Here is a 21,134-nt window from a genome sequence, read left to right as displayed (position 1 = left end):
CGGCACCCAGAAGAAAGGGAGTCGGAGGAGGCGCTATCCTAGGCGTCACCAGCCTGGCCTCGTCGTGGGATAGCCGGCCAGGAGGAGCGTCATGAACCCGTCTGAGCTACCCGCGGTGCTGTACGTCGACGACGACGCCCTGAACCTGCGGGTCTTCGACGCGAACTTCGGACAACGCTTCCGCATCTTCCGCAGCGCATCGCCAAGCGAGGCGTTGACGCTGCTCGAGCAGCGCAAGGGAGAGATTGGCGTCATCCTCTCCGACCAGCGCATGCCGGGGATGACGGGCGTGGAGCTGCTGGAGCGGGCGCGTTCGATTGCGCCCGACGCCAAGCGCATGCTCGTCACGGCGTATGCGGACATGCAGGCCGTCATCGACGCGGTGAACCGCGGCCAGGTGACGCGCTACTTCGTCAAGCCGTGGGACCGCTCGGAGCTTCAGGCGGCGCTGGACGACGCGCTGAAGATTGCCCGGCTGGAGCTGCGCATCCGCGAGGTGGAAGGGCGGATGATGAAGTCGGAGCGTCTGGCCACGCTGGGTCAGGTGACGGCGGGCATCGCCCACGAGCTGATGGGCCCGGTGGGTTACCTGTCGCAGAACGTGGCGTCGCTGCAGCGCGACCTGACCAGTGTCATCCAGTACGTGTCGAAGCACCTGCCGGCGGACCCGAGTCCTCCTGTCGCGGAGACGGTGGAGGACCTGCCCGCGCTCATCAAGGACCTGGCGGACGGCGCGGAGCATCTGCGGCAGGTGGCGCTCGGGCTGCGCGCGCAGGCGCGTGGCGAGGACATGGAGGGCACGGCGGACGTGGCCGAAGTGGTCTCCTTCGCGGTGAAGCTGGCGCGGGCGGAGGTGCGAGACAGGGCGCGGCTGACGAGCAACGGCGAGCCGGTGCGGGTCGTCTTCGGTCCGGTGAAGTTGTGCCAGGTGTTGCTCAACCTCGTGGTCAACGCGGCGCAGGCCATGGGTGGCACGGGACGTCAGGGGCGCATCGAGGTGCGCTGGTCCGTACGCCCCGAGGACGTGGTCCTCACGGTGGCGGACAACGGCTGCGGCATCCCCATGGACCTGCAGGAGCGCGTCTTCCAGCCGCTGTTCACCACGAAGCCGGTGGGCATCGGCACGGGCCTGGGCCTGTCCATCTGCCGGGAGCTGGTGACGCAGGCGGGTGGCAACCTGCGGCTGTCGTCCACGCCGGGTGAGGGAACGGACATCGAAATCACCCTCCGGCGAGCCCCGCTCCCCTGAGGCCGAAGGCGTTGCTGAGCACGCGCCACATCCGGTGGAGTGACTCGCCTTCCGAGCGGCGTACGTCCTCCACCAGCACCGCGCGCTGGGGCTGCGCCCCTTCGGGGGCGTACTCCACGACGAGCGCGTAGCGGGGCCCGGGACGCTCGACGAGGTGCACCGCGCGCACGGCGTCGAAGGGCACCAGCTCCGAGCGGGTGGCGCCGGGGGTCCAGGCCAGCCGCTCCAGGCGCAGCGTCTCCGAGCGGAAGTGCAGCACGAATCGGCGGCGTCCCAGCCGGGCCTCGAATCGCAGGGCCACTCCCACGAGGGCCGCGGCGACGAGGGCCAGCGTCCCGGCTGTGATGGGGAAGGCGCCCTTCTCGAGGCCCACCATGACGGCGGCGCCCAGCGCGCAGCCCACGGCGACACCCACACACAGTCCCGGCAGCATTCTCCGCTCCCAGCGCGGAGGGAGGGATTCGCCCAGCAGCCGCCCCCCGTCGTAACGCAGGCGCACGTCCCCCAGCAGCGGGGGCACCCGGTTCTCCAGCAACGCGTCCTCGAAGCTCGCCACGGACGTCAGCATAGCGGCCCTCGCATGCGAGCCTCGAAGTCCGCGTGAAGCTGTGCGAATCTCCCAAGTCATGGATCTCCCGTTCGAGACCGGTGAGGGCGGCGGTGGGGAGGGGGGAACGCTCGCCTCGACGGTGTTGGTGGTGGACGACGAGCCCGTCGTGCTCGACATCTGCGCGCGGCTATTGGAGCGCGAGTCGGACCTGGTGGTGTTGGTGGCGGCGAGCGCGGAGGATGCGCTGCCCATTCTTCGCGAGCAGCGCGTCGACGTGCTGGTGACGGACAAGAACCTGCCCGGCATGGGTGGGGTGGAGCTCGTCGCGGAGGCGCGCAACCTCCAGCCCACGATGGAGGCGCTGATGATTACGGCCTACGCGAGCAGCGAGTCCGTCATCGCCGCGTTCGCCGCGGGGGCGAGTGACTACATCCTCAAGCCATTCGACGACTTGCGTGTGCTGCGCGCCAAGGTGCGGGCGGCGCTGGAGCGGCGGACGTCCGGGACGCAGGTGCGGGAGCAGGCGCGGGAACAGGCCCGGGAAGCGGCCGCGCTGTTGGCGGCAGGGCAGGACGCACCGGAGCCGGCGCACGTGGCGCTGGAGGTGGAGCTGCGGGCCTACGAGGAGTCCTCTCGCACGGTGCTGGAGGGGAAGGTGGCGGTGGTGGGCAGCGAGGATGCGCTCCGCGCGCTGAGGGAGGCGGGCTTCGAGGTGCGGGAGGTGGCGCCGTACGCGCCTGAGCTGGAGACGGTGGACGTCGTCGTTGTCGAGACGGGCGATCCACAGTGGCGCACGCTGGCGGAGCGCCTCCAGCGACGGCCTCCGGACGTGCTGCTGCTGGCCAGTCCGCAGGCGGACCTGGGGGACCTGCTGGAGGCCATCACCCTGCGCATGGACCTGGTGGGATTTGGCAGCACGCAGGGCGCGAGCGCGCTTCCGGAGAAGGTGCGGATGCTGCTCCTGCGCCGGGGCGTGCAGCGGGCACAGGACCGGCTCGCCGCCGCGCTCTCCGTGTTCCGTCGGAGCATCCCCACGCCGTCGGCTTGAGTCGGTTCAGCAGGGGAGGCGACGGGACGCGAGCGCCCTCAGGGGGCAGTGCCGTCGAGCTGACGCGCGAACTCGAGCTGGACGTTCAGCAACTCCGTCATGGGGACCGCGCGCCGAGACACGAGGGCAGGGTCCTTGCCCTCCGCTGTCCATAGCGGAGGGTGGAGAGAGAAACCCTCATCCGGGGAGAGGCGTGAGACATCCTCGCTCCAGCCGGACCAGCGGTACGCGCCGTAGAACTCGGAGAGATCTCCTCCAAGAAAGAAGGCGAGCAGGTCCGAGTAGCCGCGTCCCAGGTCCTCCCACTTGAGCGAGTCGGGGGCGAAGTAGAACGCGCCGCCACGTCCTTCGCCGAGCGCCCCGCCGTCGAGTGCGAAGTGGCCACCGAGGACGTCGTGGGCGACGAGCAGCATCCCTTGTGTCGGTGCCACCGCCAGATGCACGCCCAGGGCATTCCAATTCGCCAGGCTCCCGCGCATCCGCACACCACCGCTGCCCAGGACTCGGAGCCAGCCCTGGTCGACGAGCAGCCCACCTGTTTCATAGGCCACCGCGCCCAAGGTGGAGCGGGTCGTCACTTGAAGCTGCTGGAGCACCTCGCCCGCAGCCACTTCATCCCGAGGCAGAACCTCGACGGGGCTGCTCGCGGAGGCGAGCCACTCCTGCACGAGGGGCCAGGCGGGCGAGGTTGCGTCGAGCAGCTCCTGCAACGTCCGCATGGCGAGCCACCGTGCCCCGGAAAAACAAAACGCCGCCTTCTTTTCAGAAGGCGGCGTCGGAGTGACCCTGCCGGGATTCGAACCCGAGTTTGAGCCGTGAGAGGGCTCCGTCCTAACCGCTAGACGACAGGGCCGACATTTCGCTGCAACCACCGTGTTTCTGCTGCTGCTTCCTACATTCTCGTTTTGCTCTCGTCAACCTTCTGATTTCGAGCTTCCTGAGGTGCTGCGGACTGCGGTGCTGCGAGCTGGGGAACTAGGATTCGAACCTAGATAAGCAGAGTCAGAGTCTGCTGTCCTGCCGTTAGACGATTCCCCAATCACTGCGGCTGCCTCTACTACCAACACCGCCCAGCGACTGCAACAACTTCGGTGGGCGGCTGCTGCTGCGACTTCTACTTCTTCTTCCCCGACTTCGTCTCCGGCTTTTTCACCGGCTTGACCGCCTGCTGGGTCGGGACGATGTAGATGCGAACTTCCTCGTTCGCCTCGTAAATATTCAGCCCCGCGAAGTTCTTCCCCGAGAGGTTGGTGATGTGGACCGCTTTCACGCCCGGCTGGTTGACGATCTGCCGTCGTGGATAGCTGCTCGTCGAATAGACCGAGCGGTAGTAGTCCAGCGTCGCCTCGAAGTCCTTCGGCACCCTGTAACGGTTCTCCCCCACCTTCTGAGCACCGTCCGGAAGCTGCGCGCCGCTGACCACGTCGGCACTCGCCCCCGCCACCCAGAGCGCACACAGCGCCGCACCGAGCGGGCGCGCCTTATAGAAATGCCGTTTCATGGTGTCAAGTGCACGCATCATGGGTGGTGAAGATAGGTGCCGAAGCGGCGGACGTCCACCGCTTCGTCGGGCGGTACGTCACCCGCCCCGCGTGAGCGCGGCGTCGATGCGACGCAGGGCCTCGTCCCGCCCCGCGAGCAGCAGCGTCTCTCCGATGCCCGGGCTCGTCGTGTTGCCGGTGATGGCGACCCGCACCGGCTGCGCCACCTTGCCCATGCCCACGCTGGAGGACTCGCTGACGGCCTTCACCACGCCGTCCAGCGACTCCACCGTCCACTCGGACAGCGCGGCGACGCCGTCGCGCACCTTGCGCAGCAGCACGAGCGAATCACCGACGAGGTGCTTGGCCGCGGCCTTCTCGTCGAGCGTGACGCCGGTGCCGAAGTAGAGCGCCGCCGTGGTGGCCATCTCCTCCAGCGTGCGAGCGCGCTCCTTGAGCGCATGCACCAGCGGAACCAGCCGCGAGTCGCCCTTCGCCTGGAAGCCCTTGGCCTCGAGGAAGGGCACCAGTCGCTCGGCGACGGTGGCCTCCGGCAGAAGCTTCATCCACTGCTGGTTGAGCCACAGCAGCTTCTCCGGGTTCCACACGCCGGACGTCGTGCCGACATCGGAGAAGTCGAACCACTCCTCCATCTGCTCGCGAGTGATGACCTCGTCGTTGCCGTGGCTCCAACCCAGGCGGATGACGAAGTTGCTCAGCGCCTCCGGCATGATGCCGGTGCGCTTGTGCAGCATCACATCCGCCTCCGGGTGCTTGCGCTTGGAGAGCTTCTCGCGGTCCGGCCCGAGGATGAGCGGCAGGTGCGCGAACTCGGGCGGCTGCCAGCCCAGTGCCTGGTAGAGCATCAGCTGCGGGAAGGTGGAGTTGACGTGCTCCTGCCCGCGCGCCACCAACGTGATCTCCATCAGGTGGTCATCGATGACGCAGCCGAAGTTGTAGAGCGGGATGCCGTCCGCGCGCAGCATGACCCAGTCGTCCAGGTCCGAGTACGGCTTGGTGATGACACCCAGCGCCTTGTCGTCGAACGACACGGTGCCCTCGGTGGAGGGCATCTTGAAGCGGATGACGGCCTCCTCCTCGCGACGGCCCGCCGGAGGACCCTTCAAGTCGCGGCACGTGCCCGGGTACTTGTAGAAGCCGCCGGACTTCTCCATCGACTCGCGCTGGGCCTCCAGGTCCTGCTTCGTGCAGTAGCAGCGGTAGGCCTTGCCCTCGGCGAGCAGCCGCTGGGAGTGCTCGCGATAGGTGTCCAGGCGCTGCGTCTGGAAGTAGGGCGCGTGCGGGCCCTCCTTGCCAGGGCCCTCGGTCCAGTCGATGCCCAGCCACACCAACCCGTCGAGGATGGCCTGCACCGACTCGGCGGTGGAACGCACGCGGTCGGTGTCCTCCATGCGAACAATGAACGTGCCGCCGAACCTCCGGGCCTGGAGGTAGTTCATCAGCGCCGTACGGGCACCGCCAATGTGGAGGTAGCCGGTGGGCGAGGGAGCGAAGCGGACGCGTGGGGCAGTGGGCATACGGGCGCGCGGATTAGCAGGGAGGCGGTAGGGGGTCAACGCGGATGGGCACGCTGAGGTATGGTGCGCGCCGAGGAGAGAAAGCGTATGTCGATTCGTCAGCTATTTCGCATGGGGATGGTGACGGTGGCGCTGTTGGGCGCCCTGCCCGCGGCCGCCACCACGCAGCTCCGGGTGGACCTGTCGCAGCTCTCCCGGGACTCGGACGCCGTCATTCACGGGGTCGTGCGTCGAGTGGAGAGCCGATGGAGCGGTGATGGTCGGCGCATCGTCACCGACGTCGAAGTCGAGGTGAAGGAGCCGCTCAAGGGACAGCCTGGGGGCACGGTGCTCGTGACGCAGCCCGGCGGTCAGGTGGGCGATATCGGACAGGTGGTGCACGGGCTCGCATCGTTCAAAACGGGCGAGGAGGTCGTCATCTTCCTGCGCAAGCGCGGCACGCAGGCCTTCCGTCTCTCCGGTCAGGCCCAGGGCAAGTACCAGGTCGTGCGCGAGGAGGCGGGCAAGCCCGCGATGGCCGTCCCGGAGCCCTCGGAGGCGCTCCTGCTGGACCCCGTCACGCGTCAGCCGAGCACGGTGGTGGAGAAGCCGAGGACCCTCGCGGAGCTCAAGGCGGCCATCCGCGCCGCGCTGACGGAGCCGGCGCCGTGACGCCCGCGGCAACCCTGCTCGCGGTCCTCGTGCTGGGACAGTTCGACCCCTATGTCCGCAGTCGGGTGACCCCGGGCGATGACGCCACCCAGTGTCTGTACTGGACGCAGCCGAGCATCACCTGGAACCAGAGCAGCTTCGGCAATCCGGACACGACGAGCGACACGGAGTTCGAGGCCATCCGCGTCGCCTTCCAGAGCTGGGAGGACATCTTCGCCGCCTGCGGCAACCTGACGCTGCGGCAGGGCCCCGTCATCGACGAGCGCAAGGCGGGCTATCTGCGCGGACAGCAGAACCAGAACGTGGTGCTCTTCCGCACGAAGGTCTGTAGCGCGTTGGTGGCGGCCACGGACGCGTGTTGGAAGGCGGAGACGTGCGGCAATCAATACGACTGCTGGGATGACGACGAGAGCACCCTCGCCATCACCCTGACGACGTACGACAAGCGCTCGGGCATCATCTACGACTCGGATATCTCCTTCAACGCGAGTCAGTACGTCTTCACCACGGCGAATGGGCCCACCTGCTTTCCTCCCGTGACGACGAACTGTGTCTCCACCGACGTGCAGAACACCGCCACGCACGAGATTGGTCACTTCGTCGGCCTGGACCACACGCGCCTCGCGAGCTCCACGATGTTCCCGAGCGCTCAGGCCGGAGAAGTGTCCAAGCGGACCATCGACTCCGGCTCCCGCGACTTCGTCTGCTCCGTCTACGCCAAGGGCGGCGCCAGTCAGGCGTGTCTGCATCCGGTGATGAACGACGAGCTGGGACCCAAGGGTGGGGGCTGCTCCGCGACAGGCGCTTCGTCGCTCGGCCCCGTGCTGATGGCCTGGGTGCTGTGGCGGCGACGTCGTGCGCGGGAGGGCCGCTCATGAGCGTGCGGTGGCTGCTGGGGCTTGTGCTCCTCGCCTCCTCGCCCGCCCTGGCGCAGGAGGAGTTCCCCTATCGTCGCACCGTCGTTCCCGGCAGGCCCTTGTGCCTGCTGTGGCCGGTGCGCGAGTACATCTACCACCTGGACGCGGACGGCAGCGCGCGCACGCCGGGGGACACCGAGGTCGCCGCCATCGAGGCGTCCTTCGAGTCCTGGCGACAGGTGTCGAAGACGTGCAGCGACTACGCCTTCAAGCGCGGTGACGACTGGAGCCTTCCCGTGGTCGTGGGCTACGACCAGGAGCGGCCCTTCGCCAACTACAACATCGTCACGTTCCGCGAGACGTCGTGTGATGACGTCGTCGCGGCGGACGACCCGTGCTGGGACGCGGAGACGTGCGGAAACCAGTACACGTGCTGGGAGCACGGCGATGGCACCATCGGCCTCACCACCTCCACGTTCAGCTTCACCGACGGCCGGGTGCTCGACTCGGACATCGAGCTGAACGCGTCCCAGCCCGGAGGCAGCACGGGCTTCCTCTTCACCACGGTGGACTCGCCGCCGTGCCTGGGCGTCCCGGCCACGAACTGCGTGGCCACGGACCTGCAGAACACCATGACGCATGAGATTGGCCACGTCGTGGGGTTGGACCACGTGCCCATCTCCGGAGCCACCATGGAGCCCACCGCGCCGCCGGGCGAGACGCGCAAGCGCATCATCGACGCGGGCTCCGCCGCCGGCTTCTGCTCCATCTATCCCCGGGGCCTTCCACCCAATCAGTGCCTCATGCGCGCGGAGGCGGGCATCGTGCTCCTGGCGGACGGGCGGGGCACCGGTTGCGCCGCCGCTCCTGGCGCGGGTGTCATGGGGGCCTGGCTGGCTGCCCTAGCCTTCTTGCGCGGGAGGCGGCGGACGGGCGGACGTCGGGATGGCACTGCGTCCACACGCGAGCGGACTTAGAACGAAGAACGTGGCTGTCGCTTTCTTCGACCTCGACAAGACGTTGATTGCCGCCAACTCCGGCTCGCTGTGGGTCCGCCGCGAGCTGGAGCTGGGGCACATCACCCGGTGGCAGGCCGTGCGCGCGAGCCTGTGGATTGCCCGCTACCACCTGGGTTTCGTGTCGATGCGGGACGCGCTGGAGCGCGCGGTCGCTCTGCTTGCGGGCTCGCGGGCCCGTCCCATCCAGCAGCGCACCGCGGACTTCTACGAGCAGACGGTGCGCTCGCTCTATCGCCCGGGTGCGCTCGTCGCCGTGGAGGAGCACCGCCGCGCCGGTGACAGGCTGGCGCTCTTGACGTCCTCGTCGGGCTACCTGTCGGAGTGGGTGGCGCGTGAGCTGCGATTGGACGCGGTGCTCTGCAACCGCTTCGAGGTGGATGCCGAAGGTCTGCACACGGGCCGTCCGCTGGGGCCCATCTGCTTCGGCGAGGGCAAGCTCACGTACGCGGAGGGCTACGCTCGCGAAGTGGGCGTGCCGCTGGCCGCGTGTGCCTTCTACACGGACTCTTACTCCGACTTGTCCGTGCTGGAGGTGGTGGGGCGGCCGGTGGCCGTGCATCCCGACCACCGGCTGAAGCGCGAGGCCCGGAAGCGAGGCTGGCCGGTGGTGAGCTGGGGTGTTCCATCCGGAGGGGGCGCCATGTCCTTGCCGCCCGCGCCTCCGGTGGTGCCTTCCACCGGGCCCTGAGCGCGCGACGCCCAAGGCCCGGCGAGTCGCGCGGACCTCAGCGGCGCGGCGCGACCAACCGCATGCTGAAGGTGTAGTCCACGTTCACCGGATGGCCCTGGTACATGATGGGCTTGTAGGTGCGGGACTGGAGCGAATCCAGCACCGGCTTCTCCATGTACGTGACGGACTTGATGACGCGGCACTTCTCCACGCGGCCCTTGGTGGTGATGGTGCAGCGGACAATCATCACGCCCTCGGCCTTCGCCGCCATCGCCTCGCGCGTGTAGACGAGGTCCTTGCTCTGGTCGACCATCTCCGGGCGGGACATGTCCTCGTTGTAGGGCAGCACGTCGCCGCGCGCGGAGGCGAGCGCCGCGGTGGGCAGCACCGGCACCGCCAGCCCGCCCGACACGCCCTTGGCCTGCGTCGCCGCCGCCGCACCCACGCCGCCCGCGGTCTGCGGAGCCGCCGGCTCGGCGGCAATCGCCTGGGTGGGCGAGAGCAGCACCGGCGCGGACATTCCACCCGGCGTCGCCACGGGCTCGGCCACTTCGACTTCGTCCGTGGCGGCGGAGACGGACGCCACCTCCACGCCACCGCCCCGACCCGCGCCACCCCGGCGCTTCTGGAGCTTCTGCGACAGCACCACGTCACCGGAGCCGCCCGTGACGACGGTCTCCATCTGGTAGCCCTCCATCGCGAAGGTGAGCTCCACGGTGATGGAGCCGTCCTGTCCCGCCGGCAGCTCCAGGGTGAAGGGCGTCGTGCCGCGCTCCTTGCCCCGGTAGAAGACGCGCGCGCCGCTGGGCTGGCTCATCAGCTTGAAGCGGACCTTGTGCGCGCCGGCCGGAATGGGCGCCTCCTGCGCGGGCGCCGTGGGCGGAGCCTGCACGGGGGCCTGCGCCACCGCCTCCGGCTTCGTCTCCGGCGGTTTGACGGGGTCCTTGTTGCTCATGAAGAAGACGGCGCCCACGGCGACGAGTCCCGCCACCGCCAGTCCGCCCAGTCCGCCGATGGCCAGCGTGCGCTGACGGGCGCGCTGGACCGCCACCGGCACCTCCACGCTGATGTCCACCGCGAGCGTGTCACCAGAGTCCGTCCCCGAGCTGCCGGCGCTGGAGAACAGCGGGGAGGGGTAGGGGCCCGTCGTCGTCGCGCCACCGGGGCGCTTGAAGATGCCGCTGTTGCCGCCCGCGGACATGCTCGCCTCGCGCAGGCCCTCCAGCAGCTCGTCCATCGTCTGGAAGCGACGCGCCGGGTCCTTCTCCAGGCAGCGACGCACCACCGCCTCGATTTCCGGCGGCACCGCGATGTCCGGGCGCAGCTGCTGGAAGGTGGGCGGGGCTTCCTTGTAATGAGCGAAGATGAGCTCGATGTGGTCCCGCGCGATGAACGGCGGGCGCCCCATCAGCATCTGGAAGAGGACGATGCCCAGCGAGTACACGTCGCTGCGCGCGTCCGTCGCGTTGCGCGCCTGCTCCGGCGCCATGTACTGCGGCGAGCCGAGGAACGTGCCGTTCTGGGTGATCTCCGGGGCGATCTGCCCCTCCTGCGGCTCGGCCACCGACTTCACGAGCCCGAAGTCCAGGACCTTGACCAGGTCCTGATCCTGCTCGTTGAGCAGCATGATGTTCGCGGGCTTCAGGTCCCGGTGGATGATGCCCAGGCTGTGCGCCTCGCGCAGCGAGCGGCAGATCTGCTGGGTGATGGCGATGGCGCGCGACCACGACAGCGGCCCCACCTGCCCGAGCACCTGGGCCAGCGTGCGGCCGTCCAGGTACTCCATGGCGATGTAGAAGATGCCATCGTCCGTCTGCCCGTAGTCGATGACGGTGACGGTGTTGGGATGGCGCAGCTTCGAGGTGAGGGAGGCCTCGCGCAGGAAGCGCTTCTGGAAGCCGGGGTCCCGGGTGCTGGAGTAGCTGGGGTTGAGGACCTTGAGCGCGACGACTCGCTCCAGGGGGGCCTGGAGGGCTCGGTAGACCTTTCCCATGCCGCCGATGCCCAGGGGATCCAGGATGCTGAATCGACCGTTCAGGGTCCGGCCGATGAGCGGATCCGCGCCCGTCGCGGCGGGCGTCTCGGGGTTCGGCGAGTCGCCCTTGATCATTCGTACCCCCTGACTACAAGCAACATGGATTCTCCAGGAGTGTGCCGGGTACGCATCAAACCATATCTCCACTTCCGGACGCACTCCCGGCCTCGCGGATCCACGACGTACCAAGGCGGCTGACAGCACACACCTGGGCCGTCGGGTGTGGGACGGTCCATTTCACCCCGCATTGAACTCCTTCACGGCCCGGACTACCGTGAGTCCACCCGCGCGCCAGGGCTGAAGCGGGCGGGGACGCCCCCCATGGCAGACACCCCCAACTCCCCCGTCGTGGATGCACAGCTTCGCCGCGCCTCCGTTCAGGAGCGTCTTGGCGCGCTGGAGGTCGAGCAGGCGCGACTGCGCCAGGAGCTGGTCTCCCTGTCGGGAGAGCTGCGACTGCCGGGCCTCTATCTCACCCTGGACGCGGCGGGCACCAGCGCGCTGCTGGTGGCGGACGCGGTCCAGGAGGTGGTCCGTCTGGTGGAGCTGGAGCCGCTGCCGGGAGCCCCCCCTCATGTCGCGGGGACCTTCATCTACAGAGGAAGCCCCGCTGTCGCCGTGGACCTGGCCGTGCTGCTGGGCGTGACGCGCGAGCCGGCGCTGGATGCGCACCTGGTCATCTGCAAGGGCGCTCGGCCGGTCGCCGTGCTGGTGGACAGGGTCCGCGACCTCGTCGAGGCGCCGGTGCTCGTGGAGGGCACTCCGGATGGTGACGTGGCCTTGCCGTGGGATGGCACCGGGTTGATGGCGGGCCTGTGCCGGACGCCCGAGGGGATTCGCCCGCTGCTGCGCATCTCCGCGGTGCTGGTGGGGTCGGAGGAGACGTGAGCGAGGCCGTCCTCGATGACGCGACGCTCGTGAAGGTCGAGGAGGTCCTCCGGGCCGCCTGCGGCCTGACGCTCGCGCACAGCCTGCGACGCTCATTGGAGACGGCGCTGGCGCGCTCCGCGGAGTCTCGCGGCCTGGAGCCCGCGTCCTTCCTGCGCGGCCTCTTGCGGCGGGACGCGCAGGCGGTGGAGACCTTCATCGAGTACGCCGTCATCGGCGAGACGTACTTCTTCCGTCACCCGGAGCACCTTCGCTCGCTCGCGAGGCTGGCGCTTCCCCAGGCCGGCCCGTTCTTCCAGGTGTGGAGCGCGGGCTGCGCCAGCGGCGAGGAGCCCTACAGCATCGCCATGGCGTTGCTCGCGGCGGGCGTGCCGGAGGGGCAGTTCCGCGTGCTGGCCACGGACGTGTCGGGCCGGGCGTTGGAGCGCGCGCGGGACGGGCTGTATGGCCCCTGGTCCCTGCGCCACATCGAGCCGGAATTGGAGCGGCGCTTCCTGGAGCCTCGGGGCGAACAGCTCTCCGTCGTGGCCCAGGTGCGGCGTATGGTGGAGTTCCGCCGCCACAACCTGGCCACGGAGCCGCCACCCCTGAGCGCACCGAGCGCCATCTTCTGCCGCAATGTCCTCATCTACTTCCCACCGGAGCTGGTGCGGCGGGTGCTGGAGCACTTCGTCTCCGTGCTCGCGCCGGGGGGGCTGCTCTTCGTCTCGCCCGCCGAGGTGCCCCTCACCAACGGGCTGGGCCTGGAGGCGGTGGACGCCGAGGGCAGCGTGGCGCTGAGGGTGCCTCCTCCCGGATGGACGCGTCCCGCGCCGCCGACTCCGCGCGCTGTTCGCGACGCCGCCACGGCCCTGCGCGCCGCGGCGCGAGCGCTGCCGCCTCGTCCTCCGCCCCCCGTGGAGCCTCCGCCGAAGCCCGTCGTCGTGGCCCAGGCGGCGACGCCCCCCGTCTCCGCCCTCAAGGACCCGATGGCGCGCGCGGTGGATGCGGCGCGGGCCGGACAGTTCGAGGAAGCGGAGGCGCTGGCGCGTGAGGCCGCGAAGGCGCTGGTGCCGGAGGCGTACCTGCTGCTGGCGATGGTGGCGGAAGGGCGCGGAGAGCTGAACGGGGCGGTGGAGGCGGTGCGCAAGGCGCTGTATCTGGACCCGAGGTTGGCGCTCGGTCACGCGACGCTGGTGGCGCTCTATGGGCGCATGGACCGGCCCGAGGACGCGGAGCGCGCACGACAGAATGCGCTGCGCGCGCTCGATGGGCTGGACGACGAGCAGCCGTTGCGCGGAGTGGAAACGATGACCGCCGGAGGCCTGCGACAGGCCCTGGCTCCAAGAACGCAGTCCGGCTGGCAGGGTGTGCGCTGATGGCGCGCGTCCTTCACCGGTGGGAGGCAACGTGGACGACAAAGAGACGAAGCTGACGCTGCCGGGACGGCTCGCGGTGGGACGCCTCAGCCTGCGTTTCAAGATTGTCGCCGTGACGGGCGTGACGGGCGTGCTGGTGGCCGGCATCCTCATCCTCGCCTTCTGGGTGCAGATGAGCGGCGCGCAGCGGGAGGACCTGGCGCGGCGCTCGCGCTCGGTGAGCTCGGAGCTGTCCAGGACGCTGGCGCCCATGCTGGTGGCCAACCAGGACGCAAGCCGCATCCAGGCCACGGCGCACGGCGTCCTGCGCCACGTGCCCGACGTGGCCTACGTGCTGGTGCGCGATGCGAAGGGCGAGCTGTTGGCGGAGGTCGCCGCGGAGCGCTTCGCGGGCGCGGACCAGGCGTCCGCCGAGGGCGAGGACGCGGTGGAGCGCAGGCTCGTCATCCACGGCGAGTCGGTGCTGGAGTCCACCGTGCCCGTGCTCGCGCCGCAAGGGGGCTCCAACCGCCGCGTGGGCACCGTGCAGGTGGCGCTCCACGAGGAGGCGCTCACCAACGCGCTGAAGGGCACCACCCGCTTCACCCTGGTGCTCGGACTCTTCATCCTGTCCGCGTGCCTGCTGGCGTCGTGGTTCATGTCGGGGCTGCTCGTCGTCCCGCTGGAGCGGCTGGCGCGCGCGGCGTCGGGTATCGCGGGTGGCAACCTGCGCCAGCAGTTCGACACGGTGGCCTCGGATGAGATTGGCGAGGTGTCGCGCAGCTTCGCGGCCATGTCCGAGGGCCTGGCGCACCTGCTGGAGGACCTGCGCGGCGCGGCGGCGGAGATGGAGAAGGAAGCCGTCGGGGTGCTGACCACGTCCACGCAGCAGTCGGCCATGGCGCACCAGCAGGCGTCCGCCATCAGCGAGACGAGCACCACCGTGGCCGAAATCGCCCAGACGTCCAAGCAGGCGACCGCCTACGCGGACTCCGTCATCTCCCAGACGCAGAAGTCGGAGGTGCTCAGCACCGAGGGCCAGAAGGTCGTCTCGGAGAGCGTGGCCGGAATGGAGAAGCTGGGCGAGCAGGTGAAGGCCATCGCCCTGTCCATTACCGACCTGAGTGAGCGCACCCTTCAGATTGGCGACATCATCAGCACCGTGAAGGACGTCGCTGAACAGTCCAACCTGCTGGCGCTCAACGCCTCCATTGAGGCGGCCAAGGCGGGTGAACACGGGCGCGGCTTCGCGGTGGTGGCCACCGAGATGCGTACCCTGGCGGAGCAGTCCCGACTGGCCGCGGAGCAGGTGCGCGGACTGCTCAACGAAGTGCAGAAGGGAACGCGCGCGGCCGTCAGCGCGACGGAAGAGGGAAGCCGGCGGGCACAGGCCGCGATGGAGCTGGCGCGCGGCGCGGGCTCGGCCATCCTCGGACTGTCCGAAGTCATTCGCGAGTCGTCCGGAGCGGCCCGACAGATCGCCGGCAATACCCGGCAGCAGACGATTGGCGTCGAGCAAATCGCCGCGGCGATGGGCGAGCTGACGTCCGCCATGGGAGACTCCGTCATAGGGACGCGACGCATCGAACAGGTGGCTGGAAACCTGACCAATCTCTCGAAGCGCTTCTCGGACCTGGTGGGTAGGTACCAGCTATGAACGCGAACGTGGCGACGTCACGACAGGCCTTGAAGGTCCTCATCGTCGAGGACACAAGGACCATCACCAACTTGCTCCAGGTCTACCTGATGGGATGGGGATTGGAGTTCTTCGACGCGCCCAACGGCGTGGAGGGTTTGAGCAAGGCAAGAGACCTCAAGCCCGATCTCATCATCTCCGACGTGCAGATGCCGCTGATGGACGGGTTCGCCCTGTGCGCGGCCGTCCGCGCGGACACCCAGTTGCACAACATTCCCTTCATGATGCTCACCTCCCTGAAGGACGACGCGAGTCGCCAGAAGGGCAAACTGGTGGGTGCCAATGCGTTCCTCAACAAGCCGGTGTCGGTGGATGACCTGCGCTCGAAGGTGAGTGACATGTTGAAGCTGCCCGCGAAGACCCGGTGATGCCCGCATGCCGAGTGACGAGGTCAAGGTGAACGACTCCTTGGGCCCCCAGCCCCAGCTCGACGTTTCCCACGCGCCCGGGGTGAGCGCGGACAAGCGCCGCGAGGTGCTCGGCGCCCGCGCGCGCGCCCTGGCCGAATCTCGTCACGAGGAGCACCACGAGGTCCTGTCGGTGCTCGCCTTCCAGGTGGGAGGCGAGCGCTACGCGGTGCGCATCGAGCATGTGGACCATGTGCTGGAAGCGCGTGGCATCTCCCCGTTGCCCGGTGCGCCGCCGCATGTGCTGGGCGCGCTGGCCAGCCGCTCGCGGGTGGTGCCGGTGTTGGACCTCCGCCAGTTGCTCGGGCTGGAGGGCGGCGGCATGTCGGACCTGGGAAAAATCGTGGTGGTGGAGGTCGGTGAGGAGACGTTCGGCCTGGCGGCGGAGTTGGTGGAGGGCCGCAAGGAGTTGCCGAAGTCCGAGCTCTCGGAGCCCCCGCCGGGACCCTTCCTGTACCTGACTCCGGACCGGCTGACAGTGCTGGAGTTGGAGCAGCTCGGAGGCCCGGCCGGCCAGGCGCGGGAATAGAGGCGCGACATGGACCCGCAGCTCTTGCGCAGCATCTGGCCGGTGTTCTCCGCGGAGACGCGTGAGCAGATCCAAGCCATTGGAGCGAAGGTGCTCGGGTTGGAGGGCCCGGCTCGCGAGCGCGAGGCGGACCTGTTGCCCTCGCTCAAGCGACTGGTGCACAGCCTCAAGGGCTCGGCGGCGAGCCTGGGGCTGGACGACATCGAGCAGGTGGTGCACGCCATCGAAGACGGGCTGACCCACATCGAGCCGGATACGGGCCTGCCTCGCGCCGCCGTGGAGTCCATGCTGCGCGGCCTGTCCGGCATCGAAGCGGCCATGGCCCGGGGTGACTCCGGCCAGTCTCCCGAGGTGGAGGGCCTGAGCGCGCTCCTGAAGCTGCTGGGGCGCGACGTCTCCATTCCCCAGTCGACGACGGTGGCCTCGGGCCTGTCCGCCCAGGGGATGGAGGCGCTGGACTTCCTCGAGGCCTCGCTCGGCGCGCTCTGCTCTCCGGACGTCCCGGACAGGGCGGCCGTCGTGCGCAAGGCGATGGAGCGGGCGCGCACGCTGCGAGGCGCGGCGCAGGAGTCCGGCGCCACGCGACTGGCGACGCTGGCCGAGTCCGCCGCGCTGGGCTTCGCGCGCATGGAGCCCGGAGGTGACGCGGCGAGCCTGGCCGCTTCCGACGTGGCCGGTACGCTGGTGGAGCTGCGGGCCCAACTGGAAGAGAGTGGGGCGCAGGGCAACATGGCGCGCACGGTGGATGCGCTGCGTGCCGTGCCCGCGCCGACTCCCGCTGACTCGGGCACCCCAGGCGCGCAGACGACCGCGCCGCAGCCGGAGGTGCGAGGCACCACGGCCGACCACACGGTGCGCGTGGCGGTGAAGACGCTCGAGTCGCTGGCGCTCCAGGTGGAGCTGCTCGTGGCGGGGCGCGCGCAGCAGGCGCGGCGCTCGGAAGGCTATCGCGCCCTGTCGGACGGGACGCACGAGGTGCTGCGACACCTGGAGCGCGCGTCGTCGCAGCTCACGCTGGCGGGTGGCGGGCCGGCGCTGGAGTCGCTGCGCTCGGGCGTGGCGCTGATGCGGACGATGCAGAAGCGTCTGCTGGAGGTGTCGCGCGAGGCGCACCGCGACGGCGAGCAGCTGGCGCTGGTGGCGCAGGTGGCGCGCGATGACCTGCGCGATTTGCGCATGGTGCCCGCGTCCCAGCTCCTGGAGCCGCTGCGCCGCACCGTGCGCGAGGTGGCCACGCGACTGGGCAAGGACGTGGCGCTGGAGCTCACCGGCGGCGATGTGCGGTTGGACCGGCGCATCCTCGATGCTCTCAAGGACCCACTGCTGCACCTGGTGCGCAACGCCATCGACCACGGGCTGGAGTCTCCGGTGGAGCGGCGTGCCGCGGGCAAGCTGGAGACGGGCCGCCTGACGGTGCGAGTGGAGCCTCGGGGCGCGCGCATTGGCGTGGTGGTGGAGGACGATGGCTACGGCCTGTCACCGGAGCGCGTGCGCGCCACGGCCGTGCGCCGGGGGCTGTTGTCTGAAGAAGAGGCCGCCCGGCTCTCCGACGCGCAGGCCGCGCGGCTGGTGTTCCAGCCGGGCTTCTCCACGCGAGAGCAGGTGACGGCGACCTCGGGACGCGGCGTGGGGCTGGACGTGGTGCAGGCCATGGCGGCGCGGCTCCAGGGCTCCGTCGACGTGGAGTTCTGGGCCGGCCGGGGCACGCGCTTCACGGTGGACCTGCCGCTGACGCTGGCCTCCGCGCTGGGGCTCCTGGTTCGCACGGGCACGACGGTGTCCGCCATTCCTTCCGACAGCGTGGAGCGCGTGCTGCGCCTGAAGCCCGAGGACGTGGGCACGGTGGCGGGGCGCGTGGTGGCCCGCGTGGACGGCTCGCAGCTGACCTTCCTGCCGCTGGCGGAGGCCATTGGCCTGCCCCGGCTTCCCCTGGCCATCGAGTCGGGGAACGTGCAGACGGCGGCGCTGATCGTCGTCGGCGGCGACAAGGTGCTGTACGCCATCGACGAGGTGGTGGGGCAGCAGGAAATCGTCGTGCGCTCCCTGGGCAAACATCTCCAAACCGTGCGGCACCTCGCCGGCGCGGCGGTGCTGGATGACGGACGCGTGGTGCCGGTGCTCAACGCGCCGGAACTCGTTCGCGTGGCCCGGCCGGAGACGCGCTCGATGGCGGCGGAGGTGCGGCGTCCGCGCATCCTCGTGTGCGACGACGCGCTCACCACGCGCTTCGCCATGAAGTCGCTGCTCGAGATTGCCGGCTTCCCGGTGGTGACCGCGGCCGACGGCGAAGAAGCGTGGGGCATCCTGGAGCGTACGCCGTGTCAGCTCGTCGTGAGTGACTGGCAGATGCCGCGACTGGATGGCGTGGGGCTCGCCCGACGCATCAAGTCCCACCCGACGCTGCATTCCACGCCCGTCATCCTCGTCACCTCGCTCGACAGTCCGGAGGACCGCGCCGCGGGACTCGAGGCGGGCGCGGACGGCTACCTCGTCAAGCGCGAGGTGGAGCGCGGCAAGCTGCTCGAACTCGTGCGGCAGCTCCTGCCGACCCGCTGAAGTCGCTCAGGAACCGGAGGCTCCCGGAGGTCCCAGCTCCGCCGGGAGCTGGAGGACCCACGGGTGTCCGCCCGGGGCAGGGGAGCGCACGCTGCCGCCGAGTCGCCGCGTGAGTTCTCCCAGCAACATGAACGGGCGCTCACCTGGCTCGCGTCCTCCTTCTGTCGAGGCGGCCAGTCGCCAGCAGCGCATGGGTTCGAGCAACTCCAGTTGAAGTGTCACGGACGTGGCATGCGTCGACGCGAGCCCGCGCACCAGGGCTCGCACCCAGGCCTCCAACTGCGCCGGGCTTGCCTTCACCATCACCGCCCGGTCCGGCACCGCCAGCGCGACACTCCACCGGGACGCCCGCTTCGTATCGGGGCCGAATGCCGAGTGGAGCAGTGGACACAGGTCCGTGGCGCTGCCTCGTCCCAGCCGGAAGTCGATGAGGGCCCGCTGGTCCTGGGCCGAGCGCATCATCCGGTCCAGATAGCGCTGCATCGTCGCGCTCAAGGGTCCGGCGGTGCCCTTCATCATCATGTCCAGGTAGCCCTTGATGACCATCAACGGGGTTCGCAGGTCATGTGCCGCGAGCGAGCGGCGCTGCTCCCAACTGGCCGCGTTGCGTTCCTGTTCGCGTCGTGAGGCCAACAGGCGCGCGTGGCGGGCTTCGGCGGCGGACTCGCGGGCATGCGCGGCGAGCAGGGCGCTCGCGAAGGCGGACAGCCGTTCGAGCACCTGTCCGTCCGAGCGTCCTGTTCGCTCGGGCCACACCTTCAGGAGCCGTCCGCCTCCTGACGATGGACCGGCGACGCCCGTGCCCGCCCTGGCCACGCAGGTGCGCCCATCATAGAGGGCCGCGCCGGAGGCCTCCGTCAGCCGGAGCGTCTCGCGCAGCAGCAACTCCATCCCCGCATGGGAGCCACAGCGCAGCGCGCGCTCGGCCACCGCCGCGAGCGCCTGCTCCACCCCTGCGTCGAGCGTGGGGTCCACGCTCCGCCCACTCCAAGCACCGGCTTGCACGCGCAGAGGTATGGGCACGCCTCGGTCAGGGCGCAACACTGCCCACGGAGGGCAAAGAAAGGGACGCCTACCGGCAATCCTTTACCCACGTGCGCCGATGGGCTCCCGACTTTTTACTGTCCCGCGGGGCAGGGTGATCGCCCAACCCCGCTCAACTCCTCGCGCGCACCCCTTGGCCGGACCCTTGCTAACGGCCACTGCGACGGGCGGCGGAAGGGACGAATGGGGACTCTCGACTACTACGCGGCAATCGCAAGACTCGCTCCGGGGGCCCTGGCCCTCAGTGCGATGCGGCGAGTGCAAGGCGTGGCACGGCAGGCGCGATATCGAAGGCGCGAGCGCACCGATGAGGTGTTGCTGCTTCAAGCCTTCGGCGCGGCCCGTGCGGAGGAGCTGGCGGAAAGAGCCCTCGGCAATCGAGCCTCCCGTGTCTGGTGTGAGCTGTCCCAGCGTGACTCCGTGCTGGAGGCGCTCGCGGCCATTCCCGGAGCGCGTGAGCGTGCCAGGGCCCGCGCCCAGGCCGCGCTCCGTCAGGAATGGGACGTCTTTGGAACGCACGTCGCCTTTGGTGAGGGCCGCCCGGTGGACTGGTCGCTGGACGCGCTCAGTGGCCACCGATATCCGCTGGCCCCCGTGGAGCGGATGCCGCTCCACTCGAAGGGGAATGACCCGAAGTACCCCTGGGTGATGGGGCGGCTCGACAGCGCCATCGCGCTGGCCCAGGGCTACTGGGTGGAGAAGTCACCGGACGAGCGAGACAGGCTGTCCTCCGCCTTCGCCATGCAGGTGCTCGACTTCCTGCAGGCCAATCCCGTGGGGCAGGGCGTCCACTGGACGTGCGCCATGGAGGTGGCGCTGCGCGCGGCCAATCTCGCGCAGGCGCTGGTCATGTTCTCCGATGCCGCCGTGGTGCGCCGTCCGGAGTTCCTGGTGCCGGTGCTGGGCTCGCTCGCGGACCATCTGTCCTGGGTGGAAGCGCATCTCGAGGACCGGGGCGCGGTGCCCAACAACCACCTGGTCTCCAACTACGTCGGCCTGCTCGTGGTGGGGCTGCTCTTCCCCCAACTGCCGGACACGTCGCGCCAGGTGTCGGTGGCGGTGTCGGGCCTGTGCGAGCAGATGTCCGCGCAGGTGCACGTCGAGGGCACGTCCTTCGAGGGCTCCATTCCCTACCACCGGCTGTCGGTGGAGCTGTTCACCCTGGCGCTGCTGGTGGCGCGGGGCTCGGGCGTGGCGCTGGGCACGGCCTATGAGACGCGTCTGCGCAGGATGTTCCATGCCGTGCGCGCGTGGTGCTCGGAGACGGGGCTGGCGCCGCAGCTGGGTGACAACGACTCCGGTCGCGTCTTCCCCCTGCGGGAGCGGGGCGACCTGGAGCAGGGCTATCTGGTGGGCCTGGGCGCGGCGCTCTTCGGAGACGCGGGCCTGGGAGGCGGCGAGCCGCCGGACGAGGCGGCGTGGCTCCTGGGCCAGGCGGGCCTGGAGCGTCACCGTCGGCTGTCGCCCGCGGCGCCTCCGCTGTCCGTGAGCTTTCCCGAGGGAGGCTTCCACGTGCTGCGGGGCGCGGGAGCCGTCGTCACGGTGAGCGCGGGCAAGCAGGGGCAGCGCGGGGTGGGCG

19 protein-coding genes and 2 tRNA genes are annotated in these 21,134 nt (G+C 69.7%); 13 read left to right on the top strand and 8 right to left on the bottom strand.

Going from position 1 to position 21,134, the window contains the following annotated elements; translation table 11 throughout:
• Positions 1–91: 91 nt before the first annotated feature.
• The gene (locus FJV41_RS23295) at positions 92–1,249 is read left to right on the top strand and encodes a sensor histidine kinase (protein WP_141644733.1); all 1,158 of its coding nucleotides are present in this window, start codon (positions 92–94) and stop codon (positions 1,247–1,249) included.
• Here the strand turns inward: FJV41_RS23295 and FJV41_RS23290 are convergent.
• Positions 1,221–1,817, bottom strand: a complete 597-nt coding sequence (locus FJV41_RS23290; RefSeq protein ID WP_141644732.1) for a hypothetical protein — start codon at positions 1,815–1,817, stop codon at positions 1,221–1,223. The genes FJV41_RS23295 and FJV41_RS23290 overlap by 29 nt on opposite strands.
• Positions 1,818–1,875: 58 nt before the next feature.
• Between FJV41_RS23290 and FJV41_RS23285 the strand changes: the two genes are divergently transcribed.
• On the top strand, positions 1,876–2,847 hold the full coding sequence (locus FJV41_RS23285) for a response regulator transcription factor (protein WP_174454974.1): 972 nt from the start codon (positions 1,876–1,878) through the stop codon (positions 2,845–2,847).
• Between the two features lie 38 nt (positions 2,848–2,885).
• Here the strand turns inward: FJV41_RS23285 and FJV41_RS23280 are convergent, their stop codons facing one another.
• The 5 genes from FJV41_RS23280 to gltX form a co-directional block, all read right to left on the bottom strand.
• The gene (locus tag FJV41_RS23280; RefSeq protein WP_141644730.1) at positions 2,886–3,566 is read right to left on the bottom strand and encodes a DUF2625 family protein; all 681 of its coding nucleotides are present in this window, start codon (positions 3,564–3,566) and stop codon (positions 2,886–2,888) included.
• A 62-nt stretch (positions 3,567–3,628) separates the two neighbouring features.
• Positions 3,629–3,700 (bottom strand) — tRNA-Glu (locus FJV41_RS23275).
• A gap of 114 nt (positions 3,701–3,814) precedes the next feature.
• A tRNA-Gln gene (locus tag FJV41_RS23270) sits at positions 3,815–3,885 on the bottom strand.
• 76 nt (positions 3,886–3,961) lie between these two features.
• On the bottom strand, positions 3,962–4,348 hold the full coding sequence (locus FJV41_RS23265; RefSeq protein WP_246137366.1) for a hypothetical protein: 387 nt from the start codon (positions 4,346–4,348) through the stop codon (positions 3,962–3,964).
• Positions 4,349–4,426: 78 nt separating this feature from the next.
• Positions 4,427–5,866, bottom strand: a complete 1,440-nt coding sequence (gltX, locus tag FJV41_RS23260; protein WP_141644728.1) for a glutamate--tRNA ligase — start codon at positions 5,864–5,866, stop codon at positions 4,427–4,429.
• Between the two features lie 87 nt (positions 5,867–5,953).
• Here gltX and FJV41_RS23255 point away from each other — a divergent pair, with 87 nt between their 5' ends.
• From FJV41_RS23255 to FJV41_RS23240, 4 genes are read left to right on the top strand one after another with little or no spacing between them, the layout of a single operon-like run.
• Positions 5,954–6,517 (top strand): hypothetical protein, encoded by a 564-nt coding sequence (locus FJV41_RS23255; RefSeq protein ID WP_141644727.1) that lies wholly within the window; start codon positions 5,954–5,956, stop codon positions 6,515–6,517.
• Positions 6,514–7,395, top strand: coding sequence for a myxosortase-dependent metalloprotease, MXAN_2677/MXAN_2678 family (locus FJV41_RS23250; protein ID WP_141644726.1), 882 nt, complete (start codon positions 6,514–6,516; stop codon positions 7,393–7,395). The genes FJV41_RS23255 and FJV41_RS23250 overlap by 4 nt, the downstream gene beginning before the upstream one ends.
• A complete protein-coding gene (locus FJV41_RS23245) occupies positions 7,392–8,351 on the top strand; it encodes a myxosortase-dependent metalloprotease, MXAN_2677/MXAN_2678 family (protein WP_141644725.1) in 960 nt (319 codons plus the stop codon). Before FJV41_RS23250 ends, FJV41_RS23245 begins: the two co-directional genes overlap by 4 nt.
• 10 nt (positions 8,352–8,361) lie before the next feature.
• A complete protein-coding gene (locus FJV41_RS23240; protein ID WP_141644724.1) occupies positions 8,362–9,081 on the top strand; it encodes an HAD family hydrolase in 720 nt (239 codons plus the stop codon).
• Positions 9,082–9,118: 37 nt separating this feature from the next.
• Here FJV41_RS23240 and FJV41_RS23235 read toward each other — a convergent pair whose 3' ends face one another.
• Positions 9,119–11,173 carry a TonB family protein gene (locus tag FJV41_RS23235; RefSeq protein ID WP_141644723.1) on the bottom strand — a complete coding sequence of 685 codons (2,055 nt, stop codon included), beginning with the start codon at positions 11,171–11,173 and terminating at the stop codon, positions 9,119–9,121.
• Positions 11,174–11,419: 246 nt separating this feature from the next.
• Between FJV41_RS23235 and FJV41_RS23230 the strand changes: the two genes are divergently transcribed.
• From FJV41_RS23230 to FJV41_RS23205, 6 genes are read left to right on the top strand one after another with little or no spacing between them, the layout of a single operon-like run.
• Positions 11,420–11,986 carry a chemotaxis protein CheW gene (locus FJV41_RS23230; RefSeq protein WP_141644722.1) on the top strand — a complete coding sequence of 189 codons (567 nt, stop codon included), beginning with the start codon at positions 11,420–11,422 and terminating at the stop codon, positions 11,984–11,986.
• The gene (locus tag FJV41_RS23225; RefSeq protein ID WP_141644721.1) at positions 11,983–13,344 is read left to right on the top strand and encodes a CheR family methyltransferase; all 1,362 of its coding nucleotides are present in this window, start codon (positions 11,983–11,985) and stop codon (positions 13,342–13,344) included. Before FJV41_RS23230 ends, FJV41_RS23225 begins: the two co-directional genes overlap by 4 nt.
• Positions 13,345–13,375: 31 nt before the next feature.
• Positions 13,376–14,980: a methyl-accepting chemotaxis protein gene (locus FJV41_RS23220; protein ID WP_246137365.1), complete on the top strand. Its 1,605-nt coding sequence runs from the start codon at positions 13,376–13,378 to the stop codon at positions 14,978–14,980.
• A complete protein-coding gene (locus tag FJV41_RS23215) occupies positions 14,977–15,387 on the top strand; it encodes a response regulator (RefSeq protein ID WP_141644719.1) in 411 nt (136 codons plus the stop codon). The genes FJV41_RS23220 and FJV41_RS23215 overlap by 4 nt, the downstream gene beginning before the upstream one ends.
• A gap of 7 nt (positions 15,388–15,394) precedes the next feature.
• The gene (locus FJV41_RS23210; protein ID WP_141644718.1) at positions 15,395–15,955 is read left to right on the top strand and encodes a chemotaxis protein CheW; all 561 of its coding nucleotides are present in this window, start codon (positions 15,395–15,397) and stop codon (positions 15,953–15,955) included.
• Between the two features lie 9 nt (positions 15,956–15,964).
• Positions 15,965–18,511, top strand: a complete 2,547-nt coding sequence (locus tag FJV41_RS23205; protein WP_141644717.1) for a hybrid sensor histidine kinase/response regulator — start codon at positions 15,965–15,967, stop codon at positions 18,509–18,511.
• A gap of 6 nt (positions 18,512–18,517) precedes the next feature.
• Here the strand turns inward: FJV41_RS23205 and FJV41_RS23200 are convergent, their stop codons facing one another.
• Positions 18,518–19,486 (bottom strand): histidine kinase dimerization/phospho-acceptor domain-containing protein, encoded by a 969-nt coding sequence (locus FJV41_RS23200; protein WP_141644716.1) that lies wholly within the window; start codon positions 19,484–19,486, stop codon positions 18,518–18,520.
• Between the two features lie 252 nt (positions 19,487–19,738).
• Between FJV41_RS23200 and FJV41_RS23195 the strand changes: the two genes are divergently transcribed.
• Positions 19,739–21,134, top strand: a 1,396-nt coding sequence (locus FJV41_RS23195; protein WP_181790862.1) for a heparinase II/III family protein, incomplete at its 3' end; no start/stop codon positions are given.

This window comes from Myxococcus llanfairpwllgwyngyllgogerychwyrndrobwllllantysiliogogogochensis (assembly GCF_006636215.1).
In the GTDB taxonomy this organism is placed as follows: domain Bacteria; phylum Myxococcota; class Myxococcia; order Myxococcales; family Myxococcaceae; genus Myxococcus; species Myxococcus llanfairpwllgwyngyllgogerychwyrndrobwllllantysiliogogogochensis.
This window is presented reverse-complemented; position numbering and strand designations above follow the sequence as displayed.